Source organism: Kitasatospora sp. NPDC004240 (assembly GCF_053603215.1).
Genome location: NZ_JBSGFD010000007.1, coordinates 1 through 17,657, shown reverse-complemented (window position 1 = coordinate 17,657; position 17,657 = coordinate 1). Strand labels below are relative to the sequence as shown.

Genomic DNA, 17,657 nt, shown 5'->3' with positions numbered 1-17,657 from the left:
GCTGTCGACCCGGTGACCCCCGGGGCGCCCCGCCCGGGACTCACCCCGCGGGTGCCGCCGGGGCGGGGGCGTCGAGTTCGGCCCAGACGATCTTGCCGTCGGGGTGGGGGAGGGAGCCCCAGCGGGTGGCGGCCCGCTGGACGATGAAGAGGCCGTGCCCGCCGGGCAGGCCCGGGCGGTGGGGGCGGCGGGGCTCGGGGAGCGCGGTCGACCGGTCGGCGACCTCGATCCGCAGCCGGGCCTCGGAGGCGTCGAGGACGAGGTCCACGGGGCCGCCGGCGTGCAGCATCGCGTTGGCGACCAGTTCGGCGACGAGGAGCACGATGTCGTCGGCGCGGCCGGGGCCGGTCGGCCAGGACCAGTCGGCGAGGGCCTGGGCGGTGTACGCCCGGGCGCGGGCGACGGGCTTGGGCAGCCCGGCCAGGTGCAGGCGGCGGCGCTGTCCGCCGGGCGGCAGCGTGGGGCCGGTGCCCGGCCGGTCGCCGTCCAGGGTTGCCCGGCTGGTCGTCATGTACGGGTGCCCCTTCGCTCTCGGCCCTGTGCGGTGTTCCGCCTGCTCGGATTCCCGGCCGTCGCCGGATCATGCATGACCGGCGGTGGGTGGCCGGCGGTGGTCGTCAGAGCGGTGCGGCCAGTGCCTCGTCCAGGGACGGGTGGAGCGAGAACACGGTGTCGGCGCAGGTCAGTTCCAACAGCCGCAGCACCGTGGCGGAGGGCGCCGCGAGGCGGAACCCCAGGTCGGCGGAGGCCGCCGCCATCCGGGTCCGCAGCAGCAGGTTCAGGCCGGAGGAGTCGCAGAAGTCGACGCGTCCGAGGTCGACGACGAGGAGCGGCGGGCGCTGTTCCACCAGCTCGTCCAGGGTGGTCCTGGCGGGCGCCAGGGTCTCGATGTCGAGGTCGCCGGCGAGCGCGCAGACGGCCGCCCGGGCGTCGGTGTGCCAGGCGCGGACGACCAGGGCGGGCCCCGTGCCGGGCCGGGACGGATCGGCGGGCCCGGTGGCCGGCGGCGCGGTCGCGGGCCCGTTGTCCGCGGGCATCGTCTTCTCGGCTGGCATCGTCGTCCTGCTCCCCTCCTGGGGTGTGCTCCACGGGTTCTCGGGTGTGCCCCACGAGCCTACGCACGCCACCCGGGGCCTGGCCAGGCCCCGGGCGGCGTGCGTCGTGCCGGTGGTGGGCGGGCGTCGCGTGCGCCCGTGCGGGCCGCGGCGCCGGCTCAGCTCGCGGTGAGACCCGCGTGCAGCCTCCGCAGGGTGCGGCCGAGGAGGCGGGAGACGTGCATCTGGGACAGCCCGAGGCGGGCGCCGATCTGGGACTGGGTGAGGTCCTCGGCGAAGCGCATCGACAGGATCAGCCGGTCGCGTTCGGGCAGGGCGGCGATCAGGGGCTTGAGCACGATCAGGTTCTCGACCGTGGCGAACCTCGGATCCTCCTGGCCGAGGCGCTGGGTGAGCGGGCTCCCGTCCTCCTGTCCTTCGCCGGCGGGCGTGTCCAGGGAACCGGCGGTGTGGCCGTTGGCGGCCGCGAGTCCCTCGATCACCTCCTCCTCGGGCAGCCCGAGGTGCTCGGCGAGCTCGGCCACGGTCGGCGCGCGGCCCAGGCGCTGGAACAGCACGTCGCGGGCCTTGGCGAGGGTGATCCGCAGCTCCTGGAGCCGCCGCGGAACATGGACGGCCCAGGTGGTGTCGCGGAAGTGGCGGCGGATCTCGCCGAGGACGGTCGGTACGGCGAAGGTGGTGAACTCCACGCCGCGGTCGGGGTCGAAGCGGTCGATCGCCTTGAGCAGGCCGAGCGAGCCGACCTGCATCAGGTCCTCCTCGGCCTCCCGGCGGTGGCCCACGCGGCGGATCGCGAACCGCACCAGCGACAGGTTGAGCTCGACGAGCGTGGCACGGACGTACGAGTACTCCCGGGTGCCCTCCTCCAGGGTGGCGAGCCGGGCCAGCAGGACGCGGGTCAGTTCGCGCGCGTCGCTCGGCGCGACCTGACGCGGGTCCTCGATGCCGGCGAGCTCCGGGGCGACGGCGCGCGGGGTGCCGGGCGCGGCGACCACCGCGGCCTCGTCCTGAGCGGGGGCGGCGGTCGCGCGGTGGAGGAGTTCGTCACTGGTCGTGGCCATGTCGGTCCTTTCCCCTCGGCGTACGGTCCGTCCCCGGTTACCCGCCCCGGCCGTGTCCATGTCCGTTCCGGCTGTGGAGGTTGTGTGAACGCTCCGGGGGTGGGTGCTGCGACGGGGGGCCGGGGGAGGGCGCTGCGACGGGCGCGGGCGGGGCGGCGCACGCCGTGCATGCCGCGCGCGGACCGGGGCACGCGGACATCCGCGGGCCGCCGTACGGGCGGCGGCGACGGGGGAGCGGGTACCGCAGGACGAGGAGGAGACGATGGGACGGATCGAGGAATCGGTCGAGGTGGCGGCGCCGCTCGACGAGGTCTACGGGCACTGGGTCCGCTGCGAGGACTTCCCGCGGTTCATGCGCGGGGTGGTGAGCGTCGACGTGTCCGGCCCCGGGCGCAGCAGCTGGGTGGTCGGGACCGCGGGCGGCCGGCGGGAGTTCGAGGCCGTGACCACGGAGGTGGTGGAGGGCGAGCGGGTGGCCTGGGAGGGCGGATCCGGCCCGACGCGCTACAGCGGCGTGGTCACCTTCCACCACGTCGGCGACCGGAGCACCCGGGTGATGTTCCAGCTGGAGATCGAACCGCACGGCGTCTGGGAGCACCTCGCCGAGGCGCTCGGCTTCGTCGACCGCCGGATCATCGACGACCTGAACGACTTCAAGCACCACGTCGAGCGCAACGGACCGCCGGCGGCCGACCGGGCATGAACCCCGGCATCGGGGGCAGCCGACGGTCACGACCCGCCGGGCCGTACGAACGGTACGGAGGTGTGCGGCCCGGCCCGCCAGCAGACGAACGGAGGCAGTCATGAACGAGCGCCATGACATCTGGGAGTTCCGCACCGCCGCCGGGCACACCGCCGGCACCGACCTCATCGGGTTCCACGTCGAGGCCACCGACGGATCGATCGGCAAGGTCGACAAGCTGTCCGAGGTGGTCGGCGAGCAGTACCTGGTGGTCGACACCGGCCCGTGGATCTTCGGCAGGCGGGTGCTGCTCCCGGCCGGGACGGTGACCCGCATCGAGATCGGGGAGCGGAGGGTCTACATCGACCGGACCAAGGACGACGTCAAGAACAGCCCCGACCTCGGTGAGGCCACGGCCGACCAGGAGATCGACCCCCGTGCACGCTTCGGGCCCTACTACGACGGGTTCTACGGCGGTCGGATCATCTGACATCCGGCGGCCTGAGGGCCGCCCGCCCGGGGTCCGTTCACCCCGAGGCCGCCCGGGGTCCGGTGCGGGCGTACCGGCGCCGGACCCCGGGGCCGCCGTACGAACCGTGCGGCACCGCACCACACCGAATGAAACCGAAACGAAGCCGAACCGAACCGAGCCGAATCGATCGAGAGGAGCCCCTCATGACCACCGCCCCCGCCCGGCCCGGCCCGCCCACGCCGCCTCCGCCCCCGGAGCCGCCGCTGCCGACCCGGCCGGCCGACCCGCCCCTGGTGCCCGACCCGCCGGCGCCGCCCGGCTCCCCGGTGCCGCCGGAACCGCTGCCGGCGCCGTCCCCCGTCCGGCCCGAGCCCGAACCGCCCGCGCCGCAACCGGGCCACCCCGGCCCGCCCGAGCCGCCCGACTGAACCACCACCCGACCCCCGGCGAAGCGGAACCCCGAAGCGGAACCCCGAAGCGAAAGGAGCGCGGGACGTGTGGTGGAGTCTGCTCCGCCTCGCCCTCGTCGGCGTCGCGGCCGCCCTCATCACCTACGGCCTGGACCGGACGGCGCAACTGGTGGCCCGGCGGCTGACGGCCCCCGGCGGCGGCGCCGGCGTCCCGGACGTGGTGCGCGGATGCCGCCGCCCGGTCCTGGCGCTGACGGCGTCCCTCCTGCTGGCCGGAGCGCTGCCGTGGATCGACGCGCCGCCCGCCGCCCGCGAGGGGCTGCGGCACCTGGCCGTGGTGCTCGCCATCGCCTCCTGCGGGTGGCTGTGCGCCCGGTTGGTGGCGCTGCTGGTGGACGGCGCCGTCCGGCTGGCCGTGCACCGCCGGGACCCGGCGTGGGCGGGCCGGGCCCGGACCCGGGCCGGTCTGCTGGGCCGGATCTGCCAGGCGATCGTGGCCGTCGCGACGCTGGGCGCGGTGCTGATGACCTTCCCGGCGGTCCGCGGTGTCGGGACGAGCCTGCTGGCCTCCGCCGGGCTGGTCGGCGTGGTGGCGGGCGTGGCGGCCCAGAGCACGCTGGCGAACGTCTTCGCCGGGGTGCAGATGGCCTTCGGCGACCTGGCCCGGATCGGGGACGTGGTCGTGGTGTCCGGGGAGTGGGGGACGGTGGAGGAGATCACCCTGACCGCCGTGGTGATCGAGACCTGGGACCAGCGGCGGCTGGTGATGCCGATCTCCTACCTGGTCGGCCGCCCGTTCGAGAACTGGTCCCGCCGCTCCAGCCGCATCACCGGCACGGCGCTGCTCCACCTCGACCACCACACCCCGGTCGGGCTGCTGCGGGAGGAGTTTGACGAGTACCTGGCCAAGAGCGAGCTGTGGGACGGGGAGGGCAGCGCGCTCCAGGTGGTCGACACCACGCCGACCACCATCGTGGTCCGGGTGCTGGCCACCGCGGCCAACGCCGACGACGCGTTCGAGCTCCGCTGCCGGCTGCGCGAGCACCTGATCGGCCACCTGCGTGACCACCACCCGTACGCGCTGCCCCGCGTCGCCGTGGCGCGGGCGCCCGGGGGCCGGCCGGACACCGGGGAGCGGTGGGGGCCGGACGCAGGGCCGCGGTGAGGGGCCGGGCCGGCGAGCGGGGCAAGGGATCCGGCCGCCGCGTTACCACTTGACAGGATGCGTAATACTGTAACGCGCGCGACCGGGGCCGCCGTGGGAGCGGGCGCCGCCGCAGGCCCTGCGGGCCCCCTCCCAGCAGCTCGGAGCACCACATGCACCCCTTCCTCGACCATCCCGGGCCGCTCGCCTTCGCGCACCGGGGCGGTGAGCTCGGCCATCCCGAGAACTCGCTCGCCGCCTTCGAGGCGGCCGTCGCCCTCGGGTACCGCTATCTGGAGACGGACGTGCACGCGACCGCCGACGGTGTGCTGGTGGCCTTCCACGACTCCCGCCTCGACCGGGTCACCGACCGCACCGGTGCGGTGGCCGAACTGCCCTGGGCCACCGTCGGGCAGGCCCGGATCGGCGGCCGCGAGCCCGTGCCGCTGCTGGAGGACCTGCTCGGCGCGTTCCCCGAGGCCCGCTTCAACGTCGACGTCAAGGCGGCGCCGGCCGTCGGGCCGCTGGTCGAGGCGGTCCGGCGGACCGGCGCCTGGGACCGGGTCTGCGTCGGCGGCTTCTCCGACAGCCGCCTCGCCGCCGTCCGCGCCGCCGCCGGCCCCCGGCTGGCCACCTCGCTCGGACCGCGCGAGGTGGCCCGGCTGCGGATGCTCTCGCTGGCCGGGCCGTTGCTGCGCGGGCGCGGGGCCGCCTTCGCCGGGGTGTGCGCGCAGGTGCCCGAACGGCACCGCGGCGTACGGGTCGTGGACCGGGCCTTCGTCCGCGCGGCCCACCGCCTCGGCCTCCAGGTGCACGTCTGGACCGTGGACGATCCCGTACGGATCGGGGCTCTCCTCGACCTCGGGGTGGATGGCATCATGGCCGATCACATCGGCGTCCTGAAGGACGTCCTCGGCGAGCGCGGCTGCTGGAACGACGGCGGCAGCGGCTCCGGCACAGCGACAGGAGCCCCATGAACACCGCGGCCCAACTGCCGGACCCCGTGACGGAGCAGGCGACGGAGCATCCGGCGCCCGCCGCCGACGGCCGCGACCTGCGCAGGATGCAGTTCGGCTGGTACGTCAACGACTGGGCCAGCGCGGCCTTCTCGGCCACCGTCCTGACGGTGTTCCTGGGGCCGTACCTGACGTCGATCGCCAAGAGCGCCGCCGACGCGTCGGGCGACGTGCACCCGCTCGGGCTGTCGATCCGCGCGGGGTCGTTCTTCCCGTACACGGTCTCCTTCTCGGTGCTGCTGTCGGTGGCGGCGATGCTGCTGGCCGGCACGGTCGCGGACCGCACCGGGCGGCACAAGGAGCTGATGTGCGGCTCCGCCTACGTCGGCGCGGTCGCCACGATGGGCATGTTCTTCCTCGGCGGTGACCGCTACCTGCTCGGCGGCGCCCTGCTGGTGGTCGCCAACATCGCGTACGCGGTGTCGGTCGCGCTGTCGTACGCCTACCTGCCCGCTCTGGCCGCCCCCGACGAGCGTGACGCGGTCTCCTCCAAGGGCTGGGCGTACGGCTACGCGGGCGGCGGACTGCTGCTGATCGCCAACCTGGCGCTGTTCGAGGGGCGTGACGCGCTCGGCCTGTCCTCGGGCACCGCGGTGCGGATCTGCCTGGCCTCGGCCGGTCTGTGGTGGGCGCTGTTCACGATCGTCCCGATGCTGCGGCTGCCCTCCCGGGCCGGGGTGGCCCCGGACCGCGCCGCGGCCGTGGGGGACCGGCCCGCCGCCGGCAGCCTGCGCGAACTCGCCCGCACCCTGCGGGGCATGAGGAAGTACCCGCTGACGCTGCTCTACCTGGGCGCCTTCCTCTGCTACAACGACGGCATCCAGACCGTGGTCTCGCAGGCCGCGCTGTACGGCAGCGAGGAGCTCGGCATGGACCAGACCTCGCTGGTCGCCGCCGTGCTGCTGGTCCAGATCGTGGCGATCGGCGGCGCCCTGCTGCTCGGGCGGATCGCCCACCGGTTCGGCGCCAAGGCGACCGTGCTCGGTTCGCTGGTCGGCTGGGTGGTCACCGTGGCCCTCGGGTACTTCATGCCCGCCCACCAGCCGGCCTGGTTCTTCGTGCTGGCCTGCATGATCGGCCTGGTGCTCGGCGGCAGCCAGGCGCTCTCGCGCTCGCTGTTCTCGCACATGATCCCGGCGGGGAAGGAGGCGGAGTACTTCAGCGTCTACAAGGTCAGTGACCGCGGCACCAGTTGGATGGGCCCGCTGGTCTTCGGTCTGGCGTACCAGGTCACCGGCAGCTACCGCTCGGCGATCGTCTCGCTGCTGGTGTTCTTCGTGATCGGCTTCGTGGTGCTGCTGAAGGTCCCCGTGCGCCGGGCGATCGAGGCGGTCGGGAACCCGGTCCCCGAGCGGCTCTGACGACGTCGGAGGGACGGCGCCGGGTCTGCGGAGCAGCAGGCCCGGCGCAAGGACCGTCGCGTACCGTGCAATTTTCGAAGCGATTCGGAGGGTCTCCTCAAGCCCAAATTTGTCATGCACCTGCCTAAAACCTCCACCCGGTCAAGGGTTGGGGCAGGCGATCGCCCGCCAGGCGCAGTCTTGTCGAGGAATTACGAAATGAACGCGATATCTTGCGTTCACTTGTTGAGGATGGTTGAGTGTGGCGCGCCCCACAACGCACCGGCGGTGGGGCAACCTCCACGTTCCTGCCCGAAGGGGACCACCCATGAGATCTGCCCGGGTCCGCCGTACCCGCCGCGCCAGCGCAGCCGCCCTCGTCTCCGCCCTCACGCTGACCGCGCTCGCCGCCTGCGGCACGAGCAGCAGCAACGACGGCGGTGGATCCGACGGGAGCGGCTCCTCCGACCCGGCCGCCCCGCTGGACCCGAAGACCAAGGTGACGCTCACCATCGACTGCATGCCCCCGGCGGCGAAGGCGGCCGAGCTCAAGGAGTGGAAGGAGGACGTCGCCGAGTTCAACAGGACGTACCCGAACGTCACCATCGAGGGCCGCTCCACCCCCGGCCAGTGCCTGGAGCCGCCGCGCTTCACCGCGATGCTCAAGGCCAAGTCGCAGCCGGACGTCTTCTACACGTACTTCACCGACCTGCCGCAGGTGCTCTCCGAGGACGGCGCCACGGACATCAGCGCGTACGTGAGCGACCGGACCGTCCCGCTGCTCAAGGACATCGACCCCAACGTGCTCGGCTCGCTGAAGAGCGAGGGCAAGCTGTACGGCCTGCCCACCAGCAACTACACGATGGGCCTGCTGATCAACCGCAAGCTCTTCCAGCAGGCGGGCCTCGACCCCGACGCCCCGCCGCGCACCTGGGACGAGGTCCGCGCCGCCGCCAAGAAGATCGCCGCCCTCGGTGACGGTGTCGCCGGCTTCGGCGAGTACAGCGCCGGGAACACCGGCGGCTGGCACTTCACCGCGCAGCTGTACAGCCTCGGCGGGGACGTCGTCGACGCGAGCGGCAAGAAGGCCGCCTTCAACGGCGAGCTCGGCAAGCAGGTCGCCCGCAACCTCCACGCGATGCGCTGGGAGGACGACAGCATGGGCAAGACCCAGCTGCTGAAGTGGGGCGACCTCCAGAAGCAGATCGCCACCGACAAGCTCGGCATGTTCCTCGCCGCCCCCGACGACATCGCGTACATGGTCCAGCAACTCGGCGCCAAGTACGAGAACTTCGGCATGGGCCCGATCCCCGGCGCGAAGGCCACCCTGGCCGGCGGCAACAACTACATGATCAAGAAGGGCATCTCGGGCGACAAGGTCAAGGCCGCGATCGCCTGGCTCAACTTCAAGAACCTCACGGTCGGCAAGGGCCAGTTCGACTGGGCCCGCGCCAAGACCGACCAGCTGCCCGTCGGCGTTCCGCAGCCCAACTTCTGGCTGAACGGGTCGAAGGGCAAGGACGACGCCGCCCGGGTCGCCAGCGCCACCATGCCGGTCGCCAACTTCAAGACCTTCATGGACAACCCGGTCCAGGGCAAGGCCGAGCCGCCGAAGGCGCAGGAGGTCTACAAGGTCCTCGACAACGTCATGTCGGGGATCCTCACCAACAAGGACGCCGACGTCGACAAGCTCCTCGCCACCGCCGAGGCCCAGGTCAACCAGGTCCTCGCCAACCAGTGACCCCCCCGGGGGCGGGGCGGGCCCGGTGCCCGCCCCGTCCCGCCCCGGCAACAGCAGCGGCAGATCAGCACCAAGGAGCGACGATGCCGGCCACCGGCCTGACCCCGAGCAAGGCGGGACCACCCCGCCGGACCGAGCCGCGAGCGGCGGCCCCCGCGCTACCCGGAGCGTCCTTCGGCAGGAGCCTGAAGCGCAACCTCACCGCCCACGGATTCCTCATCGGCGCGGTGCTCTGCTTCGCCGTGTTCTCCTGGTACCCGATGGTCCGGGAGTTCTTCCTGGCCTTCCAGAAGACCGAGAGGGGCCGCACCACCTGGGTCGGCCTGGACAACCTCAGCACGGTCGTCAACGACCCGGCCTTCTGGCAGGCCTGGCGCAACACCCTCCTGTTCACGGTGCTCGCGCTGGTCCTCGGTTTCGCCGTGCCGTTCGTCGTGGCGATCGTCATCAACGAGTTCCAGCACGGCCAGGGCTACCTCCGGCTCCTCGTCTACCTGCCGGTGATGCTCCCGCCGGTCGCCTCGGTGCTCCTCTTCAAGTACCTGTACGACCCCGGCTACGGCCTGCTCAACCAGCTGCTCACCTTCCTCCACCTCCCCGAACAGCAATGGCTCCAGGACCCGGACCTCTCGATGCTCTCCGTGGTCATCGCCTCCACCTGGATGAACATGGGCGGCGCCACTCTCATCTACCTCGCCGCCCTGCAGAGCATCCCGGGCGAGCTGTACGAGGCGGCCGAACTCGACGGGGCCGGCCTGTTCCGCAAGATCTGGCACGTCACCATCCCGCAGACCCGGCTGATCCTGTCCCTGATGCTCCTCATGCAGGTCGTCGCGACCATGCAGGTCTTCGTCGAACCGTTCCTGCTCACCGGCGGCGCCGGCCCCGAGGGCTCGACCACCACCGTCGTGTACCTCATCTACCAGTACGCCTTCAACTTCAACGACTACGGCGCCGCCGCGGCCCTCGGCCTGCTCCTGCTCGTACTCCTCGCCGGATTCTCGGCGGCGTACGTGAAGCTCAGCCGCGCCGAGGACGAGTAGGACCGGGGAGACCAGCATGTCCACACGCACTCTCATCTCGCCCGCCGTGCTCGCCAGGCCGCGCGGCAGAGCCGTCTACCGGACGGTCTTCGCCCTGGTCGTCGGCGGGTTCACCCTGGTGTTCCTCGGCCCGATGTACTGGCTGGTGTCCAGCGGCTTCAAGGACGCCCAGGAGGTCATCCGGACGCCGCCCACCCTGGTGCCGGAGACCTTCACACCGGAGAACTACAGCCGCGCCTGGGAGGTCATGGACCTCGCCTCCCTGCTCTTCAACACCCTCTACTACGCCTTCGGCGCGCTCGCCTTCCAACTGGTCCTCGACGTGGCGGCCGCCTACTCGCTGTCCAAGCTCCGCCCGGTGCTCGGCAAGGCCATCCTCGGCATGATGCTGGCGACGCTGATGATCCCCGCCACCGTGCTCGTCGTGCCGCAGTACCTCACCGTGCTCGACGTGCCGGTGGTGGAACGCAACCTGCTCAACACCCCCTGGGCGATCTGGCTGCCGTCCGTCACCAACGCCTTCAACATCTTCCTGCTCAAGCGGTTCTTCGACTCCATCCCGAAGGAACTCCTCGACGCCGCCGCCATGGACGGCGCGAGCCCGCTGCGGATCCTGTGGTCGATCGTCCTGCCGATCTCCCGGCCGGTCCTCGGGGTGGTGTCGATCTTCGCGATCGTGGGGGTCTGGAAGGACTTCCTCTGGCCGATGCTCACGCTCCCCGACCCCTCGATGCAGACCCTCAACGTCGGCATCTACTCGCTCTCCAACGGGGTGCCGGTGAACGTGCTGATCGCGGCGCTGACCATCGCCTCGATACCGACCCTGCTCATCTTCCTGGTCTTCCAGCGCAACATCATGAGCGGCCTCACCTCCGGAGGACTCAAGGGCTGACAGCCGCCCTGCCCACCGCCCGCCCCGCCCACCGCCCGCCCCTCCCACACGCTCCGGCCCACCGCGCCTTCGCCGTCGCGCCCCGCGGCCCCCGTCCCGGGTGGCCGGTCCGGCGGCGAAGGCCCCCTCCTGCCCGAAAGGACCGTTCACGTGGCAGCCCCCGACCCGTCCCGCACCGCCGACTGGTGGCGCGACGCCGTCATCTACCAGGTCTACCCCCGCAGCTTCGCCGACGGCGACGGCGACGGCACCGGGGACCTCGCGGGCGTCCGGGCGAGACTGCCCCACCTCGCCGAACTCGGCGTCGACGCCGTCTGGTTCACCCCCTGGTACGCCTCCCCGATGGTCGACGGCGGCTACGACGTCGCCGACTACCGGGCCGTCGACCCCGCCTTCGGCACCCTCGACGAGGCCGAGAAGCTCATCGCCGAGGCCGCCGAACTGGGCCTGCGGGTCATCGTCGACATCGTCCCCAACCACGTGTCCGACCAGCACGCCTGGTTCCGCGCCGCCCTCGCCGCGGGCCCCGGCAGCCCCGAGCGCCGGCGCTTCCACTTCCGCCCCGGCCGCGGCGAGAACGGCGAACTCCCGCCCAACGACTGGCCCTCCCAGTTCTCCGGTGACACCTGGACGCGGGTCCCCGACGGCGAGTGGTACCTGCACCTCTTCACCCCCGAGCAGCCCGACCTCAACTGGGACCACCCCGAGGTCCGCCGCGAGCACGAGGACGTCCTGCGGTTCTGGTTCGAGCGCGGTGTCGCCGGCGTCCGGATCGACTCCGCCGCGCTGCTCACCAAGGACCCCGCACTGCGCGACTTCACCGAGGGCGTCGACCCGCACCCGTACATCGACCAGGACGGGATCCACGAGGTCTACCGCTCCTGGCGGGCCATCGCCGACGAGTACGGCGGCGTCTTCGTCGGGGAGGTCTGGCTCCCGGACTCCGAACGCTTCGCCCGTTACCTGCGGCCCGACGAGCTCCACACCGCCTTCAACTTCAGCTTCCTCGCCTGCCCGTGGGAGCCCGGCCGGCTGCGCGCCGCCATCGAGGACACCCTCGCCGAGCACGCGCCGGTCGGCGCCCCCGCCACCTGGGTGCTCTGCAACCACGACGTCACCCGCACCGTGACCCGCTACGGCCGCGCCGACACCGCCTTCGACTTCACCACGAAGACCTTCGGCACCCCCACCGACCTGGCCCTCGGCACCCGCCGCGCCCGCGCCGCCGCCCTGCTGACCCTCGCCCTGCCCGGCTCCGTCTACTTCTACCAGGGCGAGGAACTCGGACTGCCCGAGGCCGACATCCCCCTCGACCGCATCCAGGACCCCATGCACTTCCGCTCCGGGGGCACCGACCCCGGCCGGGACGGCTGCCGGGTCCCCCTGCCCTGGGAGGCGGCGGCGCGGTGGTACGGCTTCGGGCCCGGCGACGAGCCGTGGCTGCCGCAGCCTGCCGACTGGGCCGCCTACGCCGTGGACCGGCAAGACGGCGACCCCGGCTCGATGCTCAGCCTCTACCGCGAGGCGCTGCGGCTGCGCCGCACCGGTGAGGGCTTCGGGGACGGGCCGCTGACCTGGCTCCCCGCCGGGGAGGGGGTGCTCGCCTTCACCCGCGGGGACGGCCACCGCCTCCTCTGCGTGGTCAACCTCGCCGAGGCGCCCGCCGTGCTGCCGCCGTACGAGCGGCTGCTGCTGTCCAGCGGGCCCCTGGACGCCGAGGGTCGGCTGCCCCGGGACACGGCGGTCTGGCTCCGCTGCTGAGCAGCCGGCCGGGCCGGGGGTCGGCCCGTCGGCCGGCCGCCCCAGTGGTCACCCCGTCGGCCGTCGTACGCAACCCACGGTCGTGAAATGCCGGTTGAACGGAAACCGAACGCAATCGGCTTGCGTGATTTGCGATAGTCTTGCGCGCATGACACGACGACTTGCTCAGGTGGCGAAGAAGGTGGGGGTCAGCGAGGCGACGGTCAGCCGTGTCCTCAACGGCAAGCCGGGGGTGTCCGAGGCGACCCGGCAGTCCGTGCTCACGGCCCTCGACGTCCTGGGGTACGAGCGGCCCACGCAGCTGCGCGGGGAGCGGGCCCGGTTGGTCGGCCTGGTGCTCCCGGAGCTGCAGAACCCCATCTTCCCCGCGTTCGCCGAGGTCATCGGGGGCGCCCTGGCGCAGCAGGGGCTCACCCCCGTGCTGTGCACCCAGACCAGGGGCGGGGTCTCCGAGGCGGACTACGTGGACCTGCTGCTCCAGCAGCAGGTCTCCGGCGTGATCTTCGCCGGGGGCCTGTTCGCCCAGGCCGACGCGCCGCACGACCACTACCACCTGCTGGCCGAGCGGAAGATCCCGGTCGTCCTGGTGAACGCCTCGATCGAGGGGCTCGACTTCCCCTGCGTCTCCTGCGACGACGCCGTCGCCGTCGAGCAGGCGTGGCGCCACCTCGTCTCGCTCGGCCACACCAGGATCGGCCTGGTCCTCGGCCCCGCCGACCACGTGCCGTCGCGCCGCAAGCTGGCGGCCGCCCGGGTGGCGGCGGAGGCCACCGGCACGGCGTGGGAGGACGTGCTGGTGGAGCGGTCGATCTTCTCGCTGGAGGGCGGGCAGGCCGCGACCGCGCGGCTGCTGGAGCGGGGTGTCACCGGCATCGTCTGCGGCAGCGACCCGCTCGCCCTCGGCGCCGTACGGGCCGCCCGTCGCCGGGGGCTCTCCGTCCCCTCCGACGTGTCCGTGGTCGGCTTCGACGACTCGGCCTTCATGACCTGCACGGAGCCGCCGCTGTCGACGGTCCGTCAGCCCATCGAGGCGATGGGCCGGGCCGCCGTCGACCTGCTGTGCGCCCAGATCCAGGGCGCGCAGTCGCACTTCGGGGAGCTGCTCTTCGAGCCCGAGCTGGTGCTGCGCAGCTCGACGGCCCCGCCGCCGGCCCGCAGCCGGGGCTCCCTCGCGGGCTGACCCCGCGTCACCCTTCCTCACGGCACCGGTATCACCGCCGCTCCGGCGGCTCCGATACCGGTGCCGTCGGCGTTTCCGGGGCCGGTCGGGCGCCGTGGATGTGACCGAACCGTTGACAAACTCGTCACCTGGTAGAAATCTATCTGTCTGGTGACGCAAAATCAGAGCAGATTCGCTCAATTACTTGGCTTCGCGTCGCCGTTCCCCATCAGAGCCTCGTGGGCTCCGGCGCGTGTCCTCGTCCGTTCCGTCCCCGATCGCCGCGTGCGCCCTCTCCGCGGCCGGATCCGGGAGACCGACGCAGGCCGCTCGCCGGGCCCCGGATCGCGGAGAGGTCACCATGAGAGGCACACATCCGGGCAGGCGACTGGGGGTCGGCCTGCTGGCAGCCGGCCTGATGTCGTTCGGTCTGCTCCCCGTTCCCGCGCACGCCGCCACCGCCGACGTCAACCTCGCCCTGGGCAGGGCGGCCACCGCCGGGGGGACGCTCGGCGGCTACCCGGCCGGCCACGTCACCGACGGCGACCAGCAGTCCTACTGGGAGGGGCCCACGGGCTCGTTCCCCCAGTGGGTGCAGGTGGACCTCGGTGCCCCGGCCGCGCTGGACCGCGTCGCACTGAAGCTGCCCACCGGCTGGGAGGCGCGTTCGCAGTCGCTCGCCGTCCTCGCCAGTACGGACGGCAACTCCTTCGACACCCTCGCCGCCGGACAGGCCCGCTCCTTCGACCCGTCCGCCGCGAACACCGTGAAGATCGACCTGCCGGCCGCCACCGCCCGGTTCGTCCGGGTGCAGATGGCGTCCAACACCGGCTGGAACGCCGCCCAGTTGTCCGAGCTGGAGGTCTACGGCGAGGCCGGCGAGCCCCCGGTCGAGCCGCCGGCCGGCACCGACCTGGCACGGAACAAGCCGGTCGAGGCGACCTCGGTCACCCAGAACTACGTGGCCGCCCACGCCAACGACGGCAACACCGGGACGTACTGGGAGTCGGCCGGGTTCCCGGCGGACCTCACGGTGAAGCTCGGCGCCGACGCGGACGTCGAGGCCGTGGTCGTCAAGCTCAACCCGGACCCGGTCTGGGGCCCGCGGACCCAGTCCTTCGAGGTCCTGGGCCGCGCCTCGTCGGCCTCCGGCTTCACCTCCCTGAAGGCGCGCGGCAGTTACGGCTTCAGCCCGTCCTCCGGCAACACCGTGGTCGTCCCGGTCACCGGCAAGGTCTCCGACGTTCGGCTCGCCTTCTCCGGCAACACCGGGGCACCGGGCGCCCAGGTCGCCGAGATCCAGGTGCTGGGCCGGGCCACCCCGCAGCCGGACTTCACGGTCACCGACCTCAGTTGGTCGCCCGCGGCCCCGTCCGAGGCGGACGAGGTGACGGTCCGCGCCACCGTCCGCAACGCCGGCGCCGTAGCCGCACCCGCCACCACGGTGAACGTCGTGGTCGAGGGCGCCGTCGCGGGCTCCGCGCCCGTCCCCGCCCTCGCCGCCGGGGCGTCCACCACCGTCGACGTCCCCGTCGGCCGCCGCCCGACCGGCGCGTACACCGTCTCGGCCGCGGTCGACCCGACCGACACCGTCGCCGAATCGGACAACGGCAACAACAGCCGTACGGCGGCGGCCAAGCTGACCGTCGCCCAGAGCCCGGGCCCCGACCTCCAGGTCACCGGCATCACCACCAACCCCTCCGCCCCCGCGGTCGGCACCCCGGTCTCCTTCACGGTCGCGGTCCACAACCGCGGCACCGCCGCCGTCCCCGCCGGCACGGTCACCCGGCTGACCGTCGGCGCCACCACCCTGCAGGGCACCACCGGCGCGATCGCCGCCGGGGGCACGGCCGACGTCGCCATCGGCGGCACCTGGACGGCGACCGACGGCGGCGCCGCGCTGACGGCCACCGCGGACGCCACCGGCGTGGTCGCCGAGACCGACGAGAACAACAACGTCCTGGTCCGTACGATCGTCGTCGGGCGCGGCGCCGCCGTGCCGTACACCGAGTACGAGGCGGAGTCCGGGCGCTACCGCGGCACCCTGCTCACCGCCGACCGCAAGCGGACCTTCGGACACACCAACGTCGCCACCGAGTCCTCCGGCCGCGAGTCGGTGCGCCTCGACACCACCGGCGACTACGTGGAGTTCACCTCCACCAACGCCGCCAACTCGATCGTCGTCCGCAACTCCATCCCGGACGCGCCCGCCGGCGGCGGCCAGGAGGCGACCATCAGCCTCTACGCCGACGGCACCTTCGTCCGCAAGCTGTCGCTCTCCTCCAAGCACAGCTGGCTGTACGGCAGCACCGACGACCCGGAGGGGCTGACCAACCGGCCCGGCGGTGACGCGCGCCGGCTGTTCGACGAGGCCAACGCGCTGCTGAGCCGCAGCTACCCCGCGGGCACCACGTTCCGCCTCCAGCGGGACGCGGGGGACACCGCCGCCTTCTACGTCCTCGACCTGATCGACCTGGAGCAGGTCGCGCCGCCCGCCGCCAAGCCGGCGGAGTGCACCTCGATCACCGAGTACGGGGCCGTGCCCGACGACGGCAACGACGACACCGCCGCCATCCAGCGGGCCGTCACCGCCGACCAGAACGGCGAGATCGTCTGCGTCTGGATCCCGGCCGGCCAGTGGCGCCAGGAGCAGAAGATCCTCACCGACGACCCGCTGAACCGCGGGCAGTACAACCAGGTCGGCATCCGCGACGTCACGATCCGCGGCGCCGGCATGTGGCACACCCGGCTGTACACCCTCACCCCGCCGCACCAGGCGGGCGGCATCAACCACCCGCACGAGGGAAACTTCGGCTTCGACATCGACCACAACACCCGGATCTCCGACCTCGCCATCTTCGGCTCCGGCACCATCCGGGGCGGCGACGGCAACGCCGAGGGCGGTGTCGCGCTCAACGGCCGCTTCGGCACGGGCACGAAGATCAGCAACGTCTGGATCGAGCACGCCAACGTCGCCGTCTGGGCGGGCCGCGACTACTCCAACATCCCCGAGCTGTGGGGGCCGGGCGACGGCCTGGAGTTCACCGGCATGAGGATCCGCGACACCTACGCCGACGGCATCAACTTCGCCAACGGCACCCGCAATTCGACCGTCAGCAACTCCTCCTTCCGCAACACCGGTGACGACGCGCTGGCCGTCTGGTCGAGCAAGTACGTCAAGGACACCTCGGTGGACGTCGGCCACGACAACCACTTCCGCAACAACACCGTCCAGCTGCCCTGGCGCGCCAACGGCATCGCGATCTACGGCGGTTACGGCAACACGGTGGAGAACAACGTGGTCTCCGACACCATGAACTACCCGGGGATCATGCTGGCCACCGACCACGACCCGCTGCCCTTCTCCGGGCAGACGCTGATCGCCAACAACGCGTTGTACCGCACCGGCGGCGCGTTCTGGGGCGAGGCCCAGGAGTTCGGCGCCATCACGCTCTTCGCGCAGGGGCCGGACATCCCGGGCGTCACCATCCGGGACACCGACATCCACGACTCGACCTACGACGGCATCCAGTTCAAGACCGGCGGCGGGGCGATGCCGAACGTCAAGGTCACCGACGTCCGCGTGGACGGAGCGGTCAACGGCTGCGGGGTGCTCGCGATGGGCGGCGCCCGGGGCAGCGCGACCCTGACCGGCGTCACCGTCACCGGCGCGGCCGAGGGCGAGGTCTGCGTCGAGCCGGGCTCCCGGTTCGCGATCACCCGTTCCTGACCGGCCAACCCTGACCTTCCAACTCTGACCGGCCACCCCTGACCGGCCGCTGCTACCGGCGCCCGGGGGGCGGGCGCCCCCGGGGCCCGGGGCTTCAAAATAGGCGGGGGGGGGGGCCCCCCCCCCCGCCCGGCCCGGGGGGGATCCGCGG

At 72.7% G+C, this 17,657-nt stretch carries 15 protein-coding genes; 12 read left to right on the top strand and 3 right to left on the bottom strand.

Annotation, left to right across the window (positions count from 1 at the left end; all coding sequences use genetic code 11):
- Window positions 1-40: 40 nt before the first annotated feature.
- The 3 genes from ACWEQL_RS03380 to ACWEQL_RS03370 form a co-directional block, all read right to left on the bottom strand.
- The gene (locus ACWEQL_RS03380; RefSeq protein WP_452148455.1) at window positions 41-511 is read right to left on the bottom strand and encodes an ATP-binding protein; all 471 of its coding nucleotides are present in this window, start codon (window positions 509-511) and stop codon (window positions 41-43) included.
- A 106-nt stretch (window positions 512-617) separates the two neighbouring features.
- Window positions 618-1,055, bottom strand: coding sequence for an STAS domain-containing protein (locus ACWEQL_RS03375; protein WP_452148454.1), 438 nt, complete (start codon window positions 1,053-1,055; stop codon window positions 618-620).
- Window positions 1,056-1,213: 158 nt separating this feature from the next.
- Complete coding sequence (locus ACWEQL_RS03370) at window positions 1,214-2,116, bottom strand: SigB/SigF/SigG family RNA polymerase sigma factor (RefSeq protein ID WP_452148453.1); 903 nt, start codon at window positions 2,114-2,116, stop codon at window positions 1,214-1,216.
- A gap of 262 nt (window positions 2,117-2,378) precedes the next feature.
- On the opposite strand from ACWEQL_RS03370, the gene ACWEQL_RS03365 reads away from it, so the two are divergent.
- The 12 genes from ACWEQL_RS03365 to ACWEQL_RS03310 all read left to right on the top strand — a co-directional run bounded on the left by ACWEQL_RS03365 (window position 2,379) and on the right by ACWEQL_RS03310 (window position 17,506).
- Window positions 2,379-2,819: an SRPBCC family protein gene (locus ACWEQL_RS03365; RefSeq protein WP_452148452.1), complete on the top strand. Its 441-nt coding sequence runs from the start codon at window positions 2,379-2,381 to the stop codon at window positions 2,817-2,819.
- 100 nt (window positions 2,820-2,919) lie between these two features.
- Window positions 2,920-3,288 carry a PRC-barrel domain-containing protein gene (locus ACWEQL_RS03360; protein WP_452148451.1) on the top strand — a complete coding sequence of 123 codons (369 nt, stop codon included), beginning with the start codon at window positions 2,920-2,922 and terminating at the stop codon, window positions 3,286-3,288.
- Window positions 3,289-3,473: 185 nt separating this feature from the next.
- Complete coding sequence (locus tag ACWEQL_RS03355; protein WP_452148450.1) at window positions 3,474-3,698, top strand: hypothetical protein; 225 nt, start codon at window positions 3,474-3,476, stop codon at window positions 3,696-3,698.
- 67 nt (window positions 3,699-3,765) lie between these two features.
- On the top strand, window positions 3,766-4,845 hold the full coding sequence (locus tag ACWEQL_RS03350; RefSeq protein ID WP_452148449.1) for a mechanosensitive ion channel family protein: 1,080 nt from the start codon (window positions 3,766-3,768) through the stop codon (window positions 4,843-4,845).
- Between the two features lie 152 nt (window positions 4,846-4,997).
- On the top strand, window positions 4,998-5,801 hold the full coding sequence (locus tag ACWEQL_RS03345; RefSeq protein WP_452148448.1) for a glycerophosphodiester phosphodiesterase: 804 nt from the start codon (window positions 4,998-5,000) through the stop codon (window positions 5,799-5,801).
- Window positions 5,798-7,201 carry an MFS transporter gene (locus ACWEQL_RS03340; protein ID WP_452148447.1) on the top strand — a complete coding sequence of 468 codons (1,404 nt, stop codon included), beginning with the start codon at window positions 5,798-5,800 and terminating at the stop codon, window positions 7,199-7,201. The genes ACWEQL_RS03345 and ACWEQL_RS03340 overlap by 4 nt, the downstream gene beginning before the upstream one ends.
- Before the next feature lie 307 nt (window positions 7,202-7,508).
- Complete coding sequence (locus ACWEQL_RS03335; RefSeq protein WP_452148446.1) at window positions 7,509-8,921, top strand: extracellular solute-binding protein; 1,413 nt, start codon at window positions 7,509-7,511, stop codon at window positions 8,919-8,921.
- An 83-nt stretch (window positions 8,922-9,004) separates the two neighbouring features.
- Window positions 9,005-9,964 carry a carbohydrate ABC transporter permease gene (locus tag ACWEQL_RS03330; RefSeq protein WP_452148445.1) on the top strand — a complete coding sequence of 320 codons (960 nt, stop codon included), beginning with the start codon at window positions 9,005-9,007 and terminating at the stop codon, window positions 9,962-9,964.
- A 16-nt stretch (window positions 9,965-9,980) separates the two neighbouring features.
- Window positions 9,981-10,856, top strand: a complete 876-nt coding sequence (locus ACWEQL_RS03325) for a carbohydrate ABC transporter permease (protein ID WP_452148444.1) — start codon at window positions 9,981-9,983, stop codon at window positions 10,854-10,856.
- 150 nt (window positions 10,857-11,006) lie between these two features.
- The gene (locus ACWEQL_RS03320; protein ID WP_452148443.1) at window positions 11,007-12,617 is read left to right on the top strand and encodes a glycoside hydrolase family 13 protein; all 1,611 of its coding nucleotides are present in this window, start codon (window positions 11,007-11,009) and stop codon (window positions 12,615-12,617) included.
- A gap of 148 nt (window positions 12,618-12,765) precedes the next feature.
- Entirely contained in the window at window positions 12,766-13,797 is a 1,032-nt protein-coding gene (locus ACWEQL_RS03315) for a LacI family DNA-binding transcriptional regulator (RefSeq protein ID WP_452148442.1), read from the top strand.
- A 340-nt stretch (window positions 13,798-14,137) separates the two neighbouring features.
- Window positions 14,138-17,506 carry a CARDB domain-containing protein gene (locus ACWEQL_RS03310; protein WP_452148441.1) on the top strand — a complete coding sequence of 1,123 codons (3,369 nt, stop codon included), beginning with the start codon at window positions 14,138-14,140 and terminating at the stop codon, window positions 17,504-17,506.
- The last annotated feature ends 151 nt before the right edge of the window (window positions 17,507-17,657 follow it).